19 protein-coding genes, 1 tRNA gene and 1 other RNA gene are annotated in these 18,287 nt (G+C 50.8%); 11 read left to right on the top strand and 10 right to left on the bottom strand.

The annotated features are described in order from the left end of the window. The first annotated feature begins 313 nt into the window (after positions 1-313). A complete protein-coding gene (locus tag BN2591_RS06005; protein ID WP_244172982.1) occupies positions 314-1,255 on the top strand; it encodes a hypothetical protein in 942 nt (313 codons plus the stop codon). Positions 1,256-1,689: 434 nt separating this feature from the next. On the opposite strand, the gene BN2591_RS06000 is transcribed toward BN2591_RS06005, so the two are convergent. Further along, complete coding sequence (locus tag BN2591_RS06000) at positions 1,690-2,625, bottom strand: hypothetical protein (RefSeq protein ID WP_244172981.1); 936 nt, start codon at positions 2,623-2,625, stop codon at positions 1,690-1,692. 499 nt (positions 2,626-3,124) lie between these two features. Here BN2591_RS06000 and BN2591_RS05995 point away from each other — a divergent pair, with 499 nt between their 5' ends. Beyond that, positions 3,125-5,023, top strand: coding sequence for a methyl-accepting chemotaxis protein (locus BN2591_RS05995; RefSeq protein WP_086869823.1), 1,899 nt, complete (start codon positions 3,125-3,127; stop codon positions 5,021-5,023). Between the two features lie 75 nt (positions 5,024-5,098). Here BN2591_RS05995 and BN2591_RS05990 read toward each other — a convergent pair whose 3' ends face one another. Together BN2591_RS05990 and BN2591_RS05985 are read right to left on the bottom strand one after the other, a co-directional pair. Continuing rightward, positions 5,099-5,425, bottom strand: a complete 327-nt coding sequence (locus BN2591_RS05990; RefSeq protein WP_086869821.1) for an AzlD domain-containing protein — start codon at positions 5,423-5,425, stop codon at positions 5,099-5,101. A gap of 1 nt (position 5,426) precedes the next feature. Then, positions 5,427-6,164 (bottom strand): AzlC family ABC transporter permease, encoded by a 738-nt coding sequence (locus BN2591_RS05985; protein WP_086869819.1) that lies wholly within the window; start codon positions 6,162-6,164, stop codon positions 5,427-5,429. Positions 6,165-6,285: 121 nt separating this feature from the next. On the opposite strand from BN2591_RS05985, the gene BN2591_RS05980 reads away from it, so the two are divergent. Together BN2591_RS05980 and BN2591_RS05975 are read left to right on the top strand one after the other, a co-directional pair. Then, positions 6,286-7,119: a helix-turn-helix transcriptional regulator gene (locus BN2591_RS05980; RefSeq protein ID WP_086869817.1), complete on the top strand. Its 834-nt coding sequence runs from the start codon at positions 6,286-6,288 to the stop codon at positions 7,117-7,119. A gap of 303 nt (positions 7,120-7,422) precedes the next feature. Then, entirely contained in the window at positions 7,423-7,959 is a 537-nt protein-coding gene (locus tag BN2591_RS05975) for a dihydrofolate reductase family protein (protein ID WP_086869815.1), read from the top strand. A gap of 306 nt (positions 7,960-8,265) precedes the next feature. Here BN2591_RS05975 and BN2591_RS05970 read toward each other — a convergent pair whose 3' ends face one another. Beyond that, positions 8,266-9,168 (bottom strand): LysR family transcriptional regulator, encoded by a 903-nt coding sequence (locus tag BN2591_RS05970; protein ID WP_086869813.1) that lies wholly within the window; start codon positions 9,166-9,168, stop codon positions 8,266-8,268. Between the two features lie 91 nt (positions 9,169-9,259). Here BN2591_RS05970 and BN2591_RS05965 point away from each other — a divergent pair, with 91 nt between their 5' ends. Further along, positions 9,260-10,276: an NADP-dependent oxidoreductase gene (locus BN2591_RS05965; RefSeq protein ID WP_162842154.1), complete on the top strand. Its 1,017-nt coding sequence runs from the start codon at positions 9,260-9,262 to the stop codon at positions 10,274-10,276. A gap of 60 nt (positions 10,277-10,336) precedes the next feature. Next, positions 10,337-10,642, top strand: a complete 306-nt coding sequence (locus BN2591_RS05960) for a putative quinol monooxygenase (protein WP_086869810.1) — start codon at positions 10,337-10,339, stop codon at positions 10,640-10,642. Between the two features lie 388 nt (positions 10,643-11,030). On the opposite strand, the gene BN2591_RS05950 is transcribed toward BN2591_RS05960, so the two are convergent. Together BN2591_RS05950 and BN2591_RS05945 are read right to left on the bottom strand one after the other, a co-directional pair. Beyond that, positions 11,031-11,164, bottom strand: a non-coding RNA gene (locus BN2591_RS05950) — RtT sRNA. A gap of 411 nt (positions 11,165-11,575) precedes the next feature. Then, positions 11,576-11,663, bottom strand: a tRNA-Ser gene (locus BN2591_RS05945). A gap of 263 nt (positions 11,664-11,926) precedes the next feature. Between BN2591_RS05945 and ghrA the strand changes: the two genes are divergently transcribed. The 4 genes from ghrA to BN2591_RS05925 all read left to right on the top strand — a co-directional run bounded on the left by ghrA (position 11,927) and on the right by BN2591_RS05925 (position 14,847). Beyond that, complete coding sequence (gene ghrA / locus BN2591_RS05940; RefSeq protein WP_086869808.1) at positions 11,927-12,865, top strand: glyoxylate/hydroxypyruvate reductase GhrA; 939 nt, start codon at positions 11,927-11,929, stop codon at positions 12,863-12,865. An 85-nt stretch (positions 12,866-12,950) separates the two neighbouring features. Beyond that, positions 12,951-13,688, top strand: coding sequence for a phosphatase (locus BN2591_RS05935; RefSeq protein WP_086869807.1), 738 nt, complete (start codon positions 12,951-12,953; stop codon positions 13,686-13,688). A 19-nt stretch (positions 13,689-13,707) separates the two neighbouring features. Next, the gene (locus BN2591_RS05930; protein ID WP_086869805.1) at positions 13,708-14,262 is read left to right on the top strand and encodes a TorD/DmsD family molecular chaperone; all 555 of its coding nucleotides are present in this window, start codon (positions 13,708-13,710) and stop codon (positions 14,260-14,262) included. 102 nt (positions 14,263-14,364) lie between these two features. Beyond that, positions 14,365-14,847: a DUF1097 domain-containing protein gene (locus tag BN2591_RS05925; RefSeq protein ID WP_208616135.1), complete on the top strand. Its 483-nt coding sequence runs from the start codon at positions 14,365-14,367 to the stop codon at positions 14,845-14,847. Between the two features lie 22 nt (positions 14,848-14,869). On the opposite strand, the gene csgG is transcribed toward BN2591_RS05925, so the two are convergent. The 4 genes from csgG to csgD are packed head-to-tail and all read right to left on the bottom strand — an operon-like array spanning position 14,870 to position 17,213. Then, positions 14,870-15,703: a curli production assembly/transport protein CsgG gene (csgG, locus tag BN2591_RS05920; RefSeq protein ID WP_086869801.1), complete on the bottom strand. Its 834-nt coding sequence runs from the start codon at positions 15,701-15,703 to the stop codon at positions 14,870-14,872. Between the two features lie 25 nt (positions 15,704-15,728). Beyond that, positions 15,729-16,142, bottom strand: a complete 414-nt coding sequence (gene csgF, locus BN2591_RS05915) for a curli production assembly/transport protein CsgF (RefSeq protein WP_086869798.1) — start codon at positions 16,140-16,142, stop codon at positions 15,729-15,731. Between the two features lie 26 nt (positions 16,143-16,168). Next, the gene (gene csgE, locus BN2591_RS05910) at positions 16,169-16,558 is read right to left on the bottom strand and encodes a curli production assembly/transport protein CsgE (RefSeq protein WP_086869796.1); all 390 of its coding nucleotides are present in this window, start codon (positions 16,556-16,558) and stop codon (positions 16,169-16,171) included. Positions 16,559-16,562: 4 nt separating this feature from the next. Further along, positions 16,563-17,213, bottom strand: coding sequence for a biofilm master transcriptional regulator CsgD (gene csgD / locus BN2591_RS05905; protein ID WP_086869794.1), 651 nt, complete (start codon positions 17,211-17,213; stop codon positions 16,563-16,565). A gap of 589 nt (positions 17,214-17,802) precedes the next feature. Between csgD and csgB the strand changes: the two genes are divergently transcribed. Next, positions 17,803-18,258: a curli minor subunit CsgB gene (gene csgB / locus BN2591_RS05900; protein ID WP_167372800.1), complete on the top strand. Its 456-nt coding sequence runs from the start codon at positions 17,803-17,805 to the stop codon at positions 18,256-18,258. The last annotated feature ends 29 nt before the right edge of the window (positions 18,259-18,287 follow it).

Here is an 18,287-nt window from a genome sequence, read left to right as displayed (position 1 = left end):
CAGGATTTGTCCTGCCCGATCTGCGTGTAGCCCGCGCTACCCAGAGCCGTGCATGATTATAGAACCGCCGCCTGACTCTACCATAGCCCGGCGATAAATCCCGTGGCTGAAAACGCATCACTTGCCATCGTTCTGGTCCGGGAACGCGCTCAAGTTATTCGGTCTTATGCCGTTAGTTATTGATGTGCGAATTCACAACACTAAGCGCAGCGTATCTCTTCCGCCGTGTCCCGGATTGTGGGGCTACGGAAAAAAGCGGTATGGACTCAACGGGGACCCGCTTTACATCTCAGAACCGGGGAAAATGGATTTTATGATTATCACGGCATCCACAGCGAAATACACACAGACGCAACGCACCTCTGAGGAAATTTCAAAAACCACTCTCCCTCAGCCTTTAAAGACGTCAACTACGATGTCAGCAGCATCCGGGCAAATGACCCTCAGCGGTATGGGGCTACTGATGTCCCGTCTGTTCGGTGATACGGACAGCACCCCGCCAGTGCAAACGCATCTGACGAAAGATACGATGAGCATGTCTTGTGTTAATTTTCTGACTAATAATGACCGCAATACGCTGGCCGGGCTGTATGCGCGGGCACAGCAACAGGGAACGGATCTGCGTTATGTGGACGATCTTGCCCGCGATTTAGGTGATTACCGTATGTTTAGCGGTGTGATGGCAAACCTGAATAACGGGAATATGTATGACACCAGCGGGCATGTACTGACCTATAAATTTACCGCGGAAGATGAGGCGACAGCGTCGCGTATTCTCAGCGGGGGTAAACTATCTGGCTCCGCGCTGGATGAAGGTTTTTTGCGCTATGAACTGGATCCCGGATACTCTCCGTCGCATTTGGCGAATTTTCAATTTATTGAGAGCATCGTCAATCAGCCCGGTAATCATTCCCCTGGCATGGCGCAATTCTCTGTCTATCAGCAAAAAGGGAATCAAAACTTCGTTGTTGAGGCTGCCAGTGAAGTAACGTTGAAAACGCCGGAGCCTGATTTTGGCAGTATAGATGGTAAATTTTTTGTAACCGCAACCGGACTGAAACATGGCTTTCGTCTGGAAGGGGGGAAAGTGGTGCAGTATCCCGTAAATTTGTTCGAGAACCTGGCAAAAACGCCAAAAACCTTACTGGATTATTTTTTGAAAGCGCACGAGTCTGACAAAAAGCCTGCCAGTCTTTCACCGCCGCTTTTCAATTTCCTCTATGCTGCTGAGCACATCGAAGAAAAACAGAAATAACAGGCGGTTACTCCGTTGCTGAAAGGTTGCGTTTATTACTATTGAGCCGGTTTTGGATTGGGTATTAACCGCTACAGTAACGCGCGACTTTACGTTCTGAGAACGGAGTAAATAAAAAAGAGATAAAACAGTAAGAGGAATGAGTAATTTAGCATGGCAATGTGCAGAACAGCCGAATATGGCAGTTATAGCGAATAGAAAAATCATTTATTCCGGAGAATGAATAGCTTTTACTTCCCACGATTATGAAGATGGAGCATGGCATTTTCATACTCATTAATCGGCACCGCTGAGTGAAGCCGATGCCGTTCCGGTTAGCCTGCAACATATCGTTAATTTGGATCGCGCTGTCATCGCTTTAACCGATCTTCTTTTGGGAAGGTGATTGGCTCACTCTGCCTCACAAGGGGCGCGAAAAATCACGAGATAATTGTCTACGTTTCTATCCCCCGTCTCGCAAGAGCACGTCTTGCTGCGTTTGATGCCCACTCATCGGACTGGTCCTGATGTTCAATCTCTGCCTCTGCTATCGGCGTTACACGGATCAGCGGAACTGAACCGAAAGGCAAATCGTCAATCTGACGACCATCACGGCTGAGAATGATGTGGCTCATTGGCTTATAGTCGTTCGTCAGAGAACAAAACAGGATGGCGCCGTATTTTTCAACATCGGCAGCGACCTGATAGCCGTCGGCCACAAGATCCCCCAGGCGAATTAACAGATGAGCCCAGTCATTAATCTGATGGCTGGTATTATCCGAAGCATCCAGCGCCATGAAAAGTTCGCATTCTACGCCGTTTTCCTGGTCTGCAACGCCCGCCCAGGGCGTTGAAAGGCCATCGGTGGCCAGCGTTAATTTGGCTCTGTTCTTAATACTGAGTACCCGGCGATGGGGGCCGAACCATTTCGTCTGGTTGTGTACGTTTGCCTCATTTCGTTCAGCAATAAAGCCATCTGATATGTCGCCATACCTTTTCCAGAATGCCCGCCTTGCGACAGCGGCGGCCTCATATATCGGACTTTGAGGACCGCGCGGCACAATTGTCTCATCGAATATTGTGTCAACCGTAACGCGACCCCGCATTAACGGTATTTTAGACTTTGTCCAGCGAACAATAACCTTATTAAAAGGCTGTATCCCTGATGCTTCGAGTTTCTCGACAACCTTCTGAGCCCGCTGAAAAGTGTGGTCACCCGCAGTAACATAACTCCCGTCGGCAGACATGTAGCCTCCGGTTTGCGAAGAGACGCCAGCCTGTTCCGTAATATAGAACCATTCACCGTTCACCGCGCCAGCGGGCGCCTTGTCTAAGGCCGGTCGTAAGTCCCTTGCCGCATCAGCGTTTGAATAGGCAGTCATGTCGGTCATTTATCTTTATGCCCAATGTATCTTGCTTGTTTTACGCTTATCCACGCCTGAGCGTTGCTAATCTTTCGGCTCGCCAGGCTGAAAGATGAGAAAGCGATTGTAAGGCATGAGGCTGAAAAGTTGATCAAGCTCTTAAATAATTGTCCCTTCAGTCTGGAGGGAGAAACCGGCTGTTTTGTACCAGGGGCGGATGTTACTCACGCAACGTTGAGTTAAAAACGAGAAGAAAATCATCATCAGAATGTACGCATATCGATGAAAATCATATTGATATCATCAACATTAATTCATCCACGCAAAATAACACATCACGGCGATATTATCTTTTATAGAAACAAGGTCTGGCATTTAAAAAATGTGAACGACCGAACATCTTTTTCTAAAACGTCATTTTGCCCTCTGTAATGCGCTGTTATATGAAACCGGCGCACGATTTAAATTAAAGAATTTCAAATAAATGTCGTTATTACACCTAATTCAACCAGACGAGTGCGCCATTATGACATGGAAAAATACCCAGGGCCGAATAGGCCTGCTGCTTATAAGCTTTTTCGTTATCTTATTGATAGTTACCTATATTGTTATCAAGCAATTCGTCTCCCCGCAGATTATTGAAACTGAGACCAAAAATATTCAGGCGACGGTTGAATTACAAAGTAACGCGATTAAAGAGCAGATGAACCGTGTTAAGGCTCAGCAACGCTCAATCACGGAACTGGTTGTTGATCTGCAAAGTGAGCAAATCGACGGATTATTACCGCGCCTGGTTAACCAGTATGGCGATTTGAACGTATTCGGCGGTGGGATTTGGCCTCTTCCTGGTCAGCGTGATCCGGCTCGGGACAAATTCAGTACTTTCTATGCCCGCGACGGAGGCGGCAATCTGCAAGTTAACACCGTATGGAACCAGCCGGAGTCGGCAAAATACTGGGAACAACCCTGGTATAAAGACGGCATGAATGCGCCGAAAGGCGAGTGTGCGTGGGCGAAAGCCTATCAGGATGCGGCCAGCCCGCAGCCGCGAACTAACTGTGCGATGGCGATCTGGAAAGACGGCAAAGCCTGGGGCGTGGCGACCATCGACGTGACGCTGGGCTTCTTTAACCAGCTGGCTGTCGACATGGGCAAAGCGGTAAACGGTAGCGTACTGATTGTTGAAGCGGACGGAAAAATCGTCGGTAACGGCTCTTCCGTACAGGATAAACCCGCACTCTCAAACGTCCGCGATCTTGGTATTCCGGCGGCGGCACCGTTAATTAGCCTGTTAGGCCAGGGTAAAACAACAGAAGTGCGTGGAAGTTATGAGGGTGAAGACGGCGCGCATTCCCTGTTCGTTCTGCCCATCAGCGGCAGTCCGTGGTTCATGGCGGTTGATATTCCGAGCAGCCACCTGGTGAGTATGTCTGACGCGATTATGACCAAGCTCACCATCGTACAGGCGATTATCGGCATACTTATCGTCGTTATCATGATGATTATTGTGCGCAATATTTTCCATAATGTGACGTTGCTCAATCGTAATATTGAAGCGCTGTCCAGCGGCGGAGCGGATTTAACGCAGCGTCTTGCGCAAAGTAAGAGCCCGGAATTTAACGCCATTATCAACAACTTCAATAAGTTTATTTCGTTCCTTAATGAGCTGATGCAGCAGGTAGGGAATAGCTCAATGGCGATCTCATCGGCTTCACGCCAGATTGCCAGCGGCAACCTGAACCTCTCTTCGCGCACCGAAGATCAATCGGCCTCGATCGTGGAAACGGCTGCGTCCATGGAAGAACTGACCAGCACCGTGCGTCTTAACGCAGAGAACGCGTTGCAGGCGAACAAGCTGGCGGCAGAGGCGTCGGCGGTGGCGAAACAGGGAGCCAGTGTGGTTAACAACGTTGTCTCCACGATGAATAACATCAATGAGTCCTCCTCGAAAGTGGTGGAAATCATCAGCGTGATTGACGGTATCGCCTTCCAGACCAACATCCTGGCGCTTAACGCCGCTGTGGAAGCGGCAAGGGCGGGCGAGCACGGACGTGGCTTCGCAGTGGTGGCCGGTGAGGTTCGTTCTCTGGCGCAGCGTAGCGCGCGCTCAGCTCAGGAGATCAAAAAACTGATTGAAGAGTCGGTGAGCAGTATTGAGCAGGGCAGCGGACTGGTTCGCCAGGCGGGTACAACGATGGACGGCCTGATGGAAAAAGTGGAAAGCGTGGGTGTGCTGATCTCAGAAATCAGCTCTTCCAGCGATGAACAAAGTCGCGGGATTGCCCAGATCAACATCGCCATCAACCAGCTCGACAGCGCCACGCAGCAGAATGCGGCACTGGTGGAAGAAGTGGCGGCGGCCGCGCAGTCCATGGAAGAACAAACTGTCCAACTCGAAAACGTGGTTGGCAGCTTCAAGCTCTGACAGACAAAATAGCCGACTCGACAGAGTCGGCTTTCAGATATCTTGCAAGTCAGCTTAAATATCCGCGTTAATTATTCAGCCCATACCGTACCAGTACCGAAGCCCTGAATAGACAGTCATTCCCGTTAATACCGTAATAAACAGACTTCTCGTGAGAATGCCGGATACTGCAGCGGCAAAAGCCGCAATTAATGATAGCGAAAGGCCTGTACTGGTTAATGACGGTTTACTGAGCAGTTCACTGGCAATAATCGCCGCCATGATGGCGGAAGGAATAAAACTCAGCCACCGCTGAACCGGGCTTGGTAAATTGAATCTGGACAGTAGCAATATTGGCAGCGTTCTCATCACTGCGGTCGCCATAGCCGACAGGATAATTGCCAAAATAATTTGTCGTTCCATATTAGCTTCTCGTCCTCTCAATAAATCTCAAAAAAATCGTCGCGCTTGTTGCTGAAATGATTGCTGCGACCATAACAACGACGCTGCTATCCAGATAATGTGACGAAAACAGGGTGAGGATGACGGCGGTGATAATGGTAAAGCTCTCCAGCATTTTTCTTTTACTGGCAAACCAGCTCATCAGCACGAGGCCAATAAACATTGATACCAGGCTGAAGCTGAGCCCTTCCATCAGTGAAGGCGGAACCACAGACGCGAGCCAGGCACCTGCCACACTTGCAATTACCCAGTTCAGCCATGCGGAAATATTCAGTCCAGACATCCATGAAAAGGGGAGCGTTCCATGCCGGCTGGCATACTCAGCGGCAACACCAAAGGTTTCATCCGTCAGTAGCAGACCATTAAGCAACTTTTTACGGGTGCTCTGTTTGCGGAAATAAGGGCTTAAGGATGAACTCATCAGGAGATAACGCAGGTTAATGAGCATAACGCTTATCATCACAGAAGACATTTCTGCGCCCGCCGCCCACAGAGAATAAAACAGGAATTGCGCCGAACCCGCATATAACGCGCCGGCTAACAGCGCTATCTGAAAAATACTAAACCCCGACAAAGTACCCATTGCGCCAGCGGCAAATCCGATACTCCAGTAACCCGGAATAGTCGGCATACAGGCCAGTACGCCAGCGCGGAACATGCTGACAGAAGGGGGATCGTTGGTAACATGAATTTGAGACATTTGTAGTACCTGCTTCTAAATCATTGGTGAGCACTCTATTCTAGGAATACGGCTGCTTCGCGATAGGAAAAAGCTGCTCTGTACTTCACACATCTTATCTGCGCGAAAAATGAGGGTGCCAATGGATAACAACAAGGAAAACATCGTGTTATGGAAAGACTCTGGGCTGTTTAATGGAACCGAATTCCTGCTGGCATCCTGTTATGAGCACAGCTACCCGGCACACTTTCATGAAGAGTTTGTCATCGCCGCGTTTTCCCGGGGGGCTCAACGAAATAGCGTATGTCGCAGAACGGGCATAGCTACGGCCGGGTCGATAATGGTAATACACCCGGGAGAAGTCCATACGGGGGAGGCTGTGGAGCGTGAAATGGGATGGGATTATTGTGCCCTGTATCCATCAGAACAGTTACTTCTCGATATCGCCTATGAGCCTGACGCTGGAAACAAATCACTGAATTTTGGTTGCCAAAATATCCATCAGGACATCGCCCTGGCAAATACGCTCATCGCCGCCTCTGCGACTCTTCGTTCTTGTCCCGATACGCTGGAAAAAGAGTGTGCCTTATACGGCGTTTTAAGCGCGTTCATTTCCCGATATGGAATTTTGACGACAAAAAATTCCACTCCCGCTTATCAGCGAGCGGATGTGAGTCGGGCCCTGGAATATATTCATGACCTCTACGACCAGAATATTAATATCAAAGATATCGCAGATGCCGCTGAGATGAGCGAGTTCTATTTTATGCGCCTATTCCGTGCCAGTACCGGGATGTCGGTGCACAAATATTTAAACCAGATCCGGCTTAATCGGGCTAAAAAATTGCTCTCAGAAGGCGTCAAAGCCACGATGGTTGCGCATCGCGTTGGTTTTTTCGATCAAAGCCACCTCAACAGGAATTTTAAGGCTCAATTTGGTATCACCCCAGGCAGGTATGCTGAAAGTTGTGTCTGAGGTAACGATCGGAGATGCCGCTTGTTTAATCACAGGGATCTTTTTTCACGTTAGCGGATTTTCAGCGCGACTTGCTTGGCTGCTTTGTACCAGAAATGGATGCTAATAACTTTGTGAAAGGTTACTTTATGGGGAGCAGATCACCGATTTTCGCGCCATCCTGGATTCAACACCACGCGATTTTTTGCCTTAATCCATAAAGGCAATGTTGCTACCTTCATGCTACGTTTTTCCACAGCGAGCATGTCACTATCGCTAACCTCTCTAAACTACGAGAAAGGTAATCTGAATACGGAGCAGTTGATGGTCACCACACATGTTTTTATTGCCGTCAGTCTTGATGGTTATATCGCCCGACAGGATGGCGATATCGAGTGGCTGTTGCAGCGCGATGACCCGACAGAAGATCATGGCTATGCGGCGTTCATCGTGGACAAAGATTGGATCGTTATGGGGCGAGGCAGTTATGAGAAGGTACTGACCTTTGACGAATGGCCCTATGATCGACCCGTGCTGGTGCTCTCCCGACAGCTAACCGATACCCCCGTGCCCGAGAAACTGAAGGGCAAAGTGCAGTTCTCATGTCGCACGCCAGGGGAGGTGCTTACTGACCTGGCGGCGCAGAACGCGCGTCGCGTCTATATCGATGGCGGGCAGGTAATACAGTCGTTCCTGCGTGAAGGTCTGGTCGCCGATATCGTTATCACTACCGTTCCTGTTCTGCTCGGCTCGGGAAAACCGTTGTTTGGCTCCCTGACCGGGGATATAGATTTGACGCTGTTATCAAGCCGCAGCTTCCCTTCAGGTCTGGTGCAGTCGCACTATAAGCTGAGGTCATAAACGGCATATAAACATAGTGTTAGTTGGCGCTAAAAAAGACTAATGGTGGTGCGGGAAGTGAAGGGCGGGCGAAAAAAATGCCGCTGGCGCGGCGTTATCATCATGGCGGGCTGCACAATTAGCGGGATCGTAAATTTTCAATTGCGCTGTCGCTGAGCGTGAGCACCGTTTTTCATCATTGCGAATTATTGCGCCCTGCAGCCGCGAAACCAGGCTGGCATGGGTTCTGTCCTGAGCCATGTCGACCCTGAGGCCAAAGCGCATACCGGTGATCATGCCGCGTTGTTTAATGCCGCAGAGAGCCTGTTAAAAATGTATAAGCATATGATCCAGAAAAGCACGTACCGCCGGATTTGAACGGCGGCTTTCGTGCCAGACAGCCGAAATATTACGCCGCTCCACCGTAAAATCCGCGAGTACGGGAACCAACTTTTTATCCCTGACCAGGGATGCCACCATAAAATTGGACGCCATGCCTATTCCGGCCCCGGCGGTCATTGCGGCTATCGCGGCTTCGCTGGCATCAACAATCACCGTTGATGAAGGCACAATTTCAATCTCCCGTTCTCCGACACGGAACGGCCAGCGAAAAAGTTGCCCCGTGTTCTGGTAACGCAGATTAATCGTTTGGTGCCCGATTAAGTCATCGGGATGTTTCGGCGGCGTGCAACGGGCTACATATTCAGGCGAGGCATAACACCCTATCTGATACGGCGGGAGGCGACGCGCCAGCAGGTTTGAATCTGCAAGATCGCCAATTCGAAAGGCAATATCAATATGCTCATCAACGATGCTTACCACCAGATCGTTTAACCGTAAATCGATCGTCACTTTTGGGTGAAGCGCGCAAAATTGCGCAAGTACAGGGGCGATCATATGAATGCCCACCGGTAACGATGCCGCAATACGTAACGTACCTGCTGGTTCCGCGCGGCTGCGTTTGGCTACCTGCTCGATCTCTTCGGCATCCCGTAGCAATCGCAACGCGCGTTCGTGCAGTTCGCGGCCTTCGGCCGTTAGCACGAGCGAGCGTGTCGTTCGGGTGAATAACGTGACGCCGAGATGCTTTTCCAGCCGTTGGATACTTTTACTGATTGCGGAAGGGGAAACGGAGAGCGAGCGGGCAGCGGCGCTATAACTGCCCAGAGCGCCGGCGCGAGCGAATGCGATGAGACCCGTGAGTCTTTCCAAACCTATTTGTTCCTTCATGGCACAATTAAAGCGAAATGGAGCCACATTATCAATCCTGAATATTAGCCGTATGCTCTGTTACCTGAGTGTTTTTTAGCGTGAGACGGTGATGACTGAGATGATGAAAGCTGTACAGCTACATGCGTTTGGTGGGCCAGATAACCTGCTTTATGAAGAAGTGCCCCGGCCCAAAGTGGGAAACGACGAGGTTCTTGTGCATGTGCAAGCCGCCAGCCTTAACCCGCCAGACTGGTATCTGCGTGACGGGTATCGGGCACTTCCGCCTGAATGGTGGCCCGAACCCACTTTTCCGCTCATTTTAGGAACTGACATATCAGGTGTTGTCGCAGCGGTCGGTAAACACGTTACCGGGTTTAGCATCGGAGATGAGGTCTATTCGATGGTGCGTTTTCCTGAAAAGGTGATGGAGGGCAGTGGGGCTTATGCAGAATATGTAAGCGTACCTTCGTCGCAACTGGCGCTGAAACCTCGCGGAATCGGGCATGTTCAGGCTGCGGGTGCCCCGATGTCACTGCTCACGGCCTGGCAGTTTCTTATCGAAACAGGGCATGACGCACCGAATCCTTTCCAGTCTTTTCCACATAAAGCCGTTCCATTAAAAGGGCGAACGGTGCTGGTTAACGGTGCTGGTGGTGGCGTGGGACACCTTGCCGTTCAGCTTGCCCGCTGGCAAGGTGCGCGGGTCATTGCCGTGGCTTCTTCCCGCAATGAAGCGCTGTTACGCGAACTGGGGGCTGATGAGTTTATCGACTACACCAAAATCGCTGCTGAGCGCGCAGTAAAAAACGTTGATCTCGTTTTCGATGCGGTAGGGGGCGCTAATGTGGCGCGCTTTCTGCGCTGTATCAGACCTGGCGGCGCACTCTTTCTGGTTAATCCGTTGGGCTTTTCCGCACATTCTGAAGCCGCGCAAAAAGAGGTGATGGTGTCATCGACGCAAGTGCGCTCCAGCGGTGCGCAATTATCGCAAGCAGGCCGTCTTCTGGAAGAGGGTGTTGTCCGGGTGGTGATTGATAGCACTTATCCGTTAGCACTGGCATCTGCGGCCCATCAGCGCGCAGCAATGGGCAATATTCAGGGCAAAATTGTACTGACTAACGTTTGATAATCATGTCCCCGGACGGCCAGGCAGAGCGATCGGGGATGACAGATACAAGGCAACGCTATGCTCATCATTTGCGGTTATGTGAATATTAAACCCTCTGATTTACCACACTTTATGGCCGACATGAATGTACTCGCGCAAACCGTGCGTAAACGTGCAGGAAACCTCTCGTATGACGTGGCAGTAGAAGATCATCTTGCCGGAAGCGTGCTCATATCGGAACGCTGGCAAGATCAGGATGCGCTGACCGCGCATCTTGCCGCTCCTCACACCCGGGCATTTATCACTCGATGGCAGGAACGGATGACGGCAGAAATCCTGAAATATGATGCCTTTAACGAAAGAGGGCTTGTGGACAGCAAATGACCATTTGCTAGCGATGAGAATGGACGAGCGGTTGTTCTCAAATGCTCCCGGCATGGTTGTGCGGGCAGCCCACTCACTGCGTTCATGGTCTGTCCAACTGGCTGCGCCAGTTGTCGACCCCCGGTCGGGGCTTCTCATCCCCCCCTGCGGGAGTGCGATATGCGAAAAAAAAGCCCGCATTTACATGCGAGCTCTTCTTTGAATGATGGCGGTGAGGGGGGGATTGATTCGCTTCGCTCACCCTACGGGCAGATTCCTCGCTGGCTCGTCATCTGTCCAACTGGCTGCGCCAGTTGTCGAACCCCGGTCGGGGCTTCTCATCCCCCCTGCGGGAGTGCGATATGCGAAAAAAAAGCCCGCATTTGCATGCGAGCTCTTCTTTGAATGATGGCGGTGAGGGGGGATTGATTCGCTTCGCTCACCCTACGGGCAGATTCCTCGCGGGCTCGTCATCTGTCCAACTGGCTGCGCCAGTTGTCGAACCCCGGTCGGGGCTTCTCATCCCCCCTGCGGGAGTGCGATATGCGAAAAAAAAAGCCCGCATTTACATGCGAGCTCTTTTTTGAATGATGGCGGTGAGGGGGGATTGATTCGCTTCGCTCACCCTACGGGCAGATTCCTCGCGGGCTCGTCATCTGTCCAACTGGCTGCGCCAGTTGTCGACCCCCGGTCGGGGCTTCTCACCCCCCCCGGCGGCGTGCGATATGCGAAAGAAGAGCCCGCATTTGCATGCGGGCTCTTTTTTGAATGATGGCGGTGAGGGGGGGATTGATTCGCTTCGCTCACCCTACGGGCAGATTCCTCGCGGGCTCGTCATCTGTCCAACTGGCTGCGCCAGTTGTCGACCCCCGGTCGGGGCTTCTCACCCCCCCCGGCGGCGTGCGATATGCGAAAAAAAAGCCCGCATTTGCATGCGGGCTCTTCTTTGAATGATGGCGGTGAGGGGGGGATTCGAACCCCCGATACGTTGCCGTATACACACTTTCCAGGCGTGCTCCTTCAGCCACTCGGACACCTCACCACATTGTCTTCCCGATATTGACGGGACGGGCGCTAATGTAGGGAAAACCCCGGAGGTCGTCAATCCTCTTTTTTAATAAATTAGCGCGTTTAGACAAACTTCAAACAACCTGCTTCTTAAACGTTCTGAAATCGCTTTTTTTCTCGTCACGGTACTTTCTCCGCGTGGTACGGAAGAAATTTGTTATGCTGAGCGGCCTTAGCGAAAAAGCATAATTGTTCCGGAAAAGAACCGGATACATCACATCAGATTCTGGAGTTGATATGGACATTATCTTTTATCACCCCTCATTCAATAACAATGACTGGATCCGCGCATTGCGCCAGGCGCTGCCGCAGGCAAATATCCGCGCGTGGACGCCGGGCGATAATGCCCACGCTGATTACGCGCTGGTCTGGCATCCGCCGGTTGAGATGCTCAAAGGCCGACAGTTAAAAGCCGTTTTTGCATTGGGGGCAGGCGTTGATTCGATTCTTAGCCAGTTGCACGCCCATCCTGAGATGCTTCCCGAGTCTATTCCGCTGTTTCGCCTGGAGGACACCGGTATGGGACTGCAAATGCAGGAGTATGCCGTGAGCCAGGTGTTGCACTGGTTCAGACGTTTTGATGATTACCAGGCGCTGAAACAGCAGGCGAAATGGCAACCGCTGGAGGAATACGAACGTGAAGACTTCACCATTGGCGTCCTCGGTGCGGGCGTGCTCGGTACGAAAGTGGCTGAAAGTCTGCGCCAGTGGGGGTTCCCGCTGCGTAGCTGGAGCCGCAGCCGTAAAAACATACCCGGCGTGACCAGCTTTGCGGGTGGCGAGGAGTTGCCAGCCTTTCTGCATGGCACACGGGTGCTGATCAATCTGCTGCCGAACACCCCGGAAACGACAGGTATCATTAATCGTGCGTTGCTCAACCAACTCGCTGATAACAGTTATGTGATAAACCTTGCGCGCGGCGTGCATGTTGTCGAGGGGGATTTGCTCGCTGCGCTGGAGAGCGGAAAGCTGAAAGGCGCCATGCTCGATGTTTTTAGCCAGGAGCCGCTCCCGTCCGATAATCCGCTGTGGACGCATCCCCGCGTGGCGATGACGCCGCACATGGCGGCGACGACACGTCGCAGTGAAGCCGTGGCTTTTATTGCGCAGGCTATTCAACGTATTGAGCGTGGTGAAGCGGTCAGCGGACGGGTAGACAGAGCGCGTGGTTACTGACAGACGCCCGGCATAGCCGGGTTTTGTCATTAAACTCGCGAACGATAACTGCTATCCTTTGCAGAAATAACTACAGGAGTGAGTCATGTATCCCGTTGACCTGCATATGCATACCGTCGCCAGCACCCACGCTTACAGTACGCTTCACGATTATATTGCCGAGGCAAAACGCAAAGGGATCAAGCTCTTTGCCATTACCGACCACGGGCCGGATATGGCGGATGCGCCGCACTACTGGCATTTCGTGAATATGCGCATCTGGCCACGGATGGTCGATGGCGTGGGCATTTTGCGCGGTATTGAAGCCAATATTAAAAACATCAACGGTGAAATCGACTGCACCGGACCGATGTTGACGTCGCTGGATCTGATCATCGCCGGTTTCCATGAGCCGGTGTTTCCGCCGCAGGATAAAGCCACCCACACGGAGGCGATGATGGCGACTATCGCCAGCGGCAACGTCCATATTATTAGCCACCCTGGTAACCCGAAATTTGACATTGATATTCCGGCCGTTGCCGCCGCCGCCGCGAAATATGGCGTCGCGCTTGAAATTAACAATTCGTCGTTTATCCATTCGCGCAAAGGCAGCGAGGCGAATTGCCGCGCCGTGGCTGCCGCAGTGCGTGATGCCGGCGGTTGGGTGGCGCTGGGATCGGATTCCCACACCGCGTTTACGCTTGGCGATTTCAGTGAGTGTCGCAAGGTGCTGGATGACGTCGATTTCCCGGAAGACCGTATTCTGAATGTCTCGCCGCGTCGTCTGCTGGATTTTCTCGAATCCCGTGGCATGCCGCCAATTACCGAATTTGCAGAACTTTAATACTGACTGGAACAACTGAATGAACGAATTTTCAATCCTCTGCCGTGTACTGGGCTCGTTGTTTTACCGCCAGCCGCAAGATCCTCTGCTGGTGCCGCTCTATACCATGATCCGTGAGGGGAAACTGGCGGAAAGCTGGCCGCTGGAGCAGGATGCGCTGCTTGAACGGTTGCAGAAAAACTGCGATGCGCAGGCTCTGGCGGCTGATTACAACGCGCTGTTTGTCGGCGACGAGTGCCGCGTCTCGCCTTATCGTAGTGCCTGGGTGGAAGGGGCGACGGAAGCGGAAGTGCGTTCATTTTTGTCCAGCCGCGGCATGCCGCTGACCGATGCGCCAGCCGATCACATCGGGACGTTGTTGCTGGCGGCCTCATGGCTGGAAGATCAGGCCGCAGAAGATGAAAGCGAAGCTCAGGAAACCTTATTCGCCGATTATCTGCTGCCCTGGTGTGGCACTTTCTTTGGCAAAGTTGAAGCCCATGCGACAACGCCGTTCTGGCGCACCATGGCGCCGCTGACACGCGATGCGATCGCCGCGATGTGGGATGAGTTGCAGGAAGAATCAGAAGAATAATTGTGATTTTAATCACAATTAAAATGTAACTGAGATTAGTGGTTTTCAAATAGTGTGCGCATAGTCGCATCTCGGGAGCGCGCATCTGCTATGATGCGCGCCATGAACATTCTCTTTTCTATCGCAATGACGACAGGTATTCTCTCCGGCATCTGGGGTTGGGTGGCTGTCTCTTTTGGTTTATTAAGCTGGGCCGGTTTTCTCGGCTGCACCGCCTATTTCGCCTGCCCGCAGGGCGGTGTAAAAGGGCTGCTTATTTCCGCCTGTACGGTGATGAGCGGCGTGGCCTGGGCGCAGGTCATTATTCATGGCGCAGCACTGGCTCCGCATCTGAATATTCTGGGTTATCTGATGACCGGTGTGGTGGCGTTTTTAATGTGTATTCAGGCCAAAAACGTGTTGCTCTCATTTGTACCTGGAACGTTTATTGGCGCCTGCGCGACATTTGCCGGGCAGGGCGACTGGCGGCTTGTCATCCCGTCGCTGGCGGTGGGGTTAGTGTTTGGCTATGCCATGAAAAACAGCGGGCTGTGGCTGGCTTCTCGCCGCGCGCAGCCGCTGCTTAAAGAGCAAGAGAAAGCGTGACCAAAAGTCACGCCTTGCTTTTTCAGGACTCCGGCGGCACCGCCATTTCGCGGTATTTTGCCAGCACGGGGTTATGACGATCGGCGCCTTGCTGCAAATCCCACAGTCCCCGATCAATCCCGTCATTGATTAGCAAAATCACCCCTGTTTCAATCGCCGACATCAGGCAGAGCATGACCGGTTCATTGGCGGTATAACCAATTTCTCCCTCCAGTAGCCGCTGGTAGTCAATAAAGCGAAATACCCCAGCCTGTACTTCGTAGGAGAGAATGGTTTTACTGGTGTTGACCGATGAGAGAATTTCCCCGGTCGTGACATTTATCACCCGTAAATTCACCGCGATTTGATCCAGCTGATATTGTGTGTCTCCGCCGATGCCGAAATACCGTGCGCCAATGCCGCCGGATTTTACATTGCTCTCGTAGCCAATAATTGACCCTTCAATCATGATATTCGCGGCAGTCAGTGAGGGAAGCGGAACGCGATTGTTAATGGCAACCGTCCCGTTTTCTTGTGCGGCGCGAATGATTTTTCGTTCATTTAGCAAATTCTGCAAACCCTGGCGCTCCAGCGGGACAAACCAGCGTGAATCTTTCAGCGCCGTAACCAGCATTGCCGTGGCGCTTTGCGGGACAGCGGTAGAAAAGTTACTTGCCGGGTAGGGCTTAAATTGCCCGGTTTCATCCTGGATGTTATACACCGAGACGAAAATCTTCCCGCTTGGCAGCGGCAGATGCGTCAGATCCTGATAACTTTGCGCCCGCGGTAACAGCGTCGGCTTAGCGGCTTGTTTTGGCGGCGCAGTCAGGCAACCACTTAATAAACACACGGCGAATAAAATGAATAGGCGCGACATAGTTGTTGTCCTGTTAGACAGTGGCTTAAAAATCCGTTGAACCGCTTTGCAGGCCCGACACCTGAATCGTAGATGTCTTGCCGGTTTTTCTGTCGGTGATGTTTAATTGCAATTGTCCGTCTTTGTTGGAAATATCCACGATAAAATCACTGGTCACCATTCGCCCCGGTTTACCGGTATTAATATTGGTCAGTAACCCGCCCAATATTTGTGATTGTATTGCCTGGGTGAAATTATCCAGCGCGGAGGTGGTTTCCACGCCGTAATCTTTATAGCTGGGATCGGTATAAGAATTTTGTGCCTGGGCGCTATTTAATAAAAATGCACCGTTATTAGGATTCCCGCCGAAATTAGGATTACGAAACTGGAATGTCATTGTTCCCGCCCAGCATGCAGGCGCGATAAGCAACAGCGCAAGCAGGGTAAATATGCTACGCATAATAGCCTCCGGAGATTTAACGTATTTTAGAATTCATCACTTGCCATATCGCCAGCGCTAAGCAACGTCTGGTTTATTTGCAGGTGATCGATCGCTTGCTGGGTTTGCGCCAACGCGATTTCAACATTTTTCTCAAAGTCGCGGTGCGTCGGGAAAAGAAAAGTCTGGTAGACGACACTCTGATTGACGATTATCGTTATCCAGCTTCCCCAACGGGCGCTAGGTCGTTCATTAATGGTTAAATTCCCTTTCCAGTTACTTTCCCATTTGTCACTAAATGCACGATAAAAGTCGTGTCCGACAGACGATACCGTGTGATCGGCTAACAGCCCGGGAACTTCGACTTCAACAGCCGATACGTTTACGCTGGCAAACAGTAAAGCGGCGCTTGCCAGACGATACCCATAACGTTTCATGGCATTAACGCCTGAGGTTATCGTTAGCCCAGGAGACGGCTTGCGTGCGGTTTTTTACCGCTATCTTCCTGAAAAGATTATAAAGATGCGTTTTTACCGTATTTTCACTAATGAACAGCGAACGGGCTATTTCAATATTTGACGCTCCGATGCGCAGTTTATTAAGGATCTCTTTTTCGCGGTGGGTAAGCAGGGCAGATTCAGTGCTGTAGAACCGATAATTACCCGCATGCGTGATGAGATAACTCGCCAGTTTTTGTGAGAAATAGCACTCGCCACGCTGCACACCTTGTAATCCGTCGACCAACTGACTTCTGTCCTCTGATATGTAAAATACACCCGTAATATTCGGCCAGTTTTCTACATCCTGGAATGGGTAATCAAGAGGGGTATTCATCAGCAATAGTTTAATATCACCACTCTTTTGCGAAAGGATATTCTGCCATTGCTGAATCAGTTTTTTATCCGCATCAATCATGTCGAATAAGACAATGCTCAATGCGGGAATGTCATCGCGAGGTCGTTGAATATTATGGAGCTTTCCGGGCAATGAGAGCGCAAATTTTAAATGCTGCAGAAGCGCTGTTGCCTGTAATGAGGGTTTGGTTATTAATAATAAAACTGAAATAGCTGAACTATGGACTTCACTAAACATGATGAAACCCCGCGTATTTGTTTTTTGTTCATCAACTTCAACCCCCGGTTATTCACCGGGGAAACCAGATGTACTGTCGGATGCGCTATGCTGTGTTCAGGAATAAGTGATCAGCCCGTGCAAGGGAGAAATAATGCAAAGTAATGAGTGCTGCGAATTCAATCTAACGCTTGCCAACCTTAAAGCAAGTGTGAATGATGTAACAGAATGTAAAATTAAATATTGAAATGTTATTTTGATGTTCGGGTATGTTGATATACAAATGCTGAAGCAGAGCGAGTTTCAAAAGAACGTTGCGCGATAATTTATATTAAGAACAAGGACCTGACATTTGTTGGCTTCAGGTTCTCCTTATTTTGCGTATTGCTTTTGCCACGTATCCTGTGCATTGACGCTTATAGTATTGGGGTAATTATTTAAGAAAAATCATCTGATACTGAAGCTGCGGCAAGCAGGTGATAATTATGCTTCATGCTTAAGAATGATATGACTAATGAAAATCCAACTTGCTGGTGAGATATTTTCTTTTTATCCACTGCATACTCAGTTTTGCAACCAGGTATTAACAAATAAGTTTGGCGGTGACAGCATGAAGAACAAAATAGCCTTTATGATGTTAACCCTGCTAGGAATGCCGTGCCTTGTAACAGCAGCCGGATATGACCTGGCAAACCCGGAATATAATATGGCGGTTAATGAGTTGAGCCAGGCGCCTTATAATCAATCAGCCAATATTGAGCAACATGGTGCGAGTAATAATGCACATATTGATCAACGAGGGTCGAAATTATTAGGTGTTATTTCTCAAAATGGCGGAAACAATTCAGCGCAAATTAACCAGTCCGGAAGTTATAACCTTGCTTATATCGATCAGGCCGGTAGCGCCAACGATGCGAGTATTACGCAGGGGGCTTATGGTAATAGCGCGGTTATTATTCAGAAAGGCTCGGGTAACCGGGCAAATATCACGCAGTACGGTACGCAAAAAACGGCAGTAGTGGTGCAACGACAGTCGCAAATGGCTATTCGCGTTATTCAACGTTGAAAGCGTTGCGGCTTTAATCTCAATCCAAC

The sequence above is a fragment of the Kosakonia pseudosacchari genome (assembly GCF_900184035.1).
GTDB lineage: Bacteria > Pseudomonadota > Gammaproteobacteria > Enterobacterales > Enterobacteriaceae > Kosakonia > Kosakonia pseudosacchari.
This window is presented reverse-complemented; position numbering and strand designations above follow the sequence as displayed.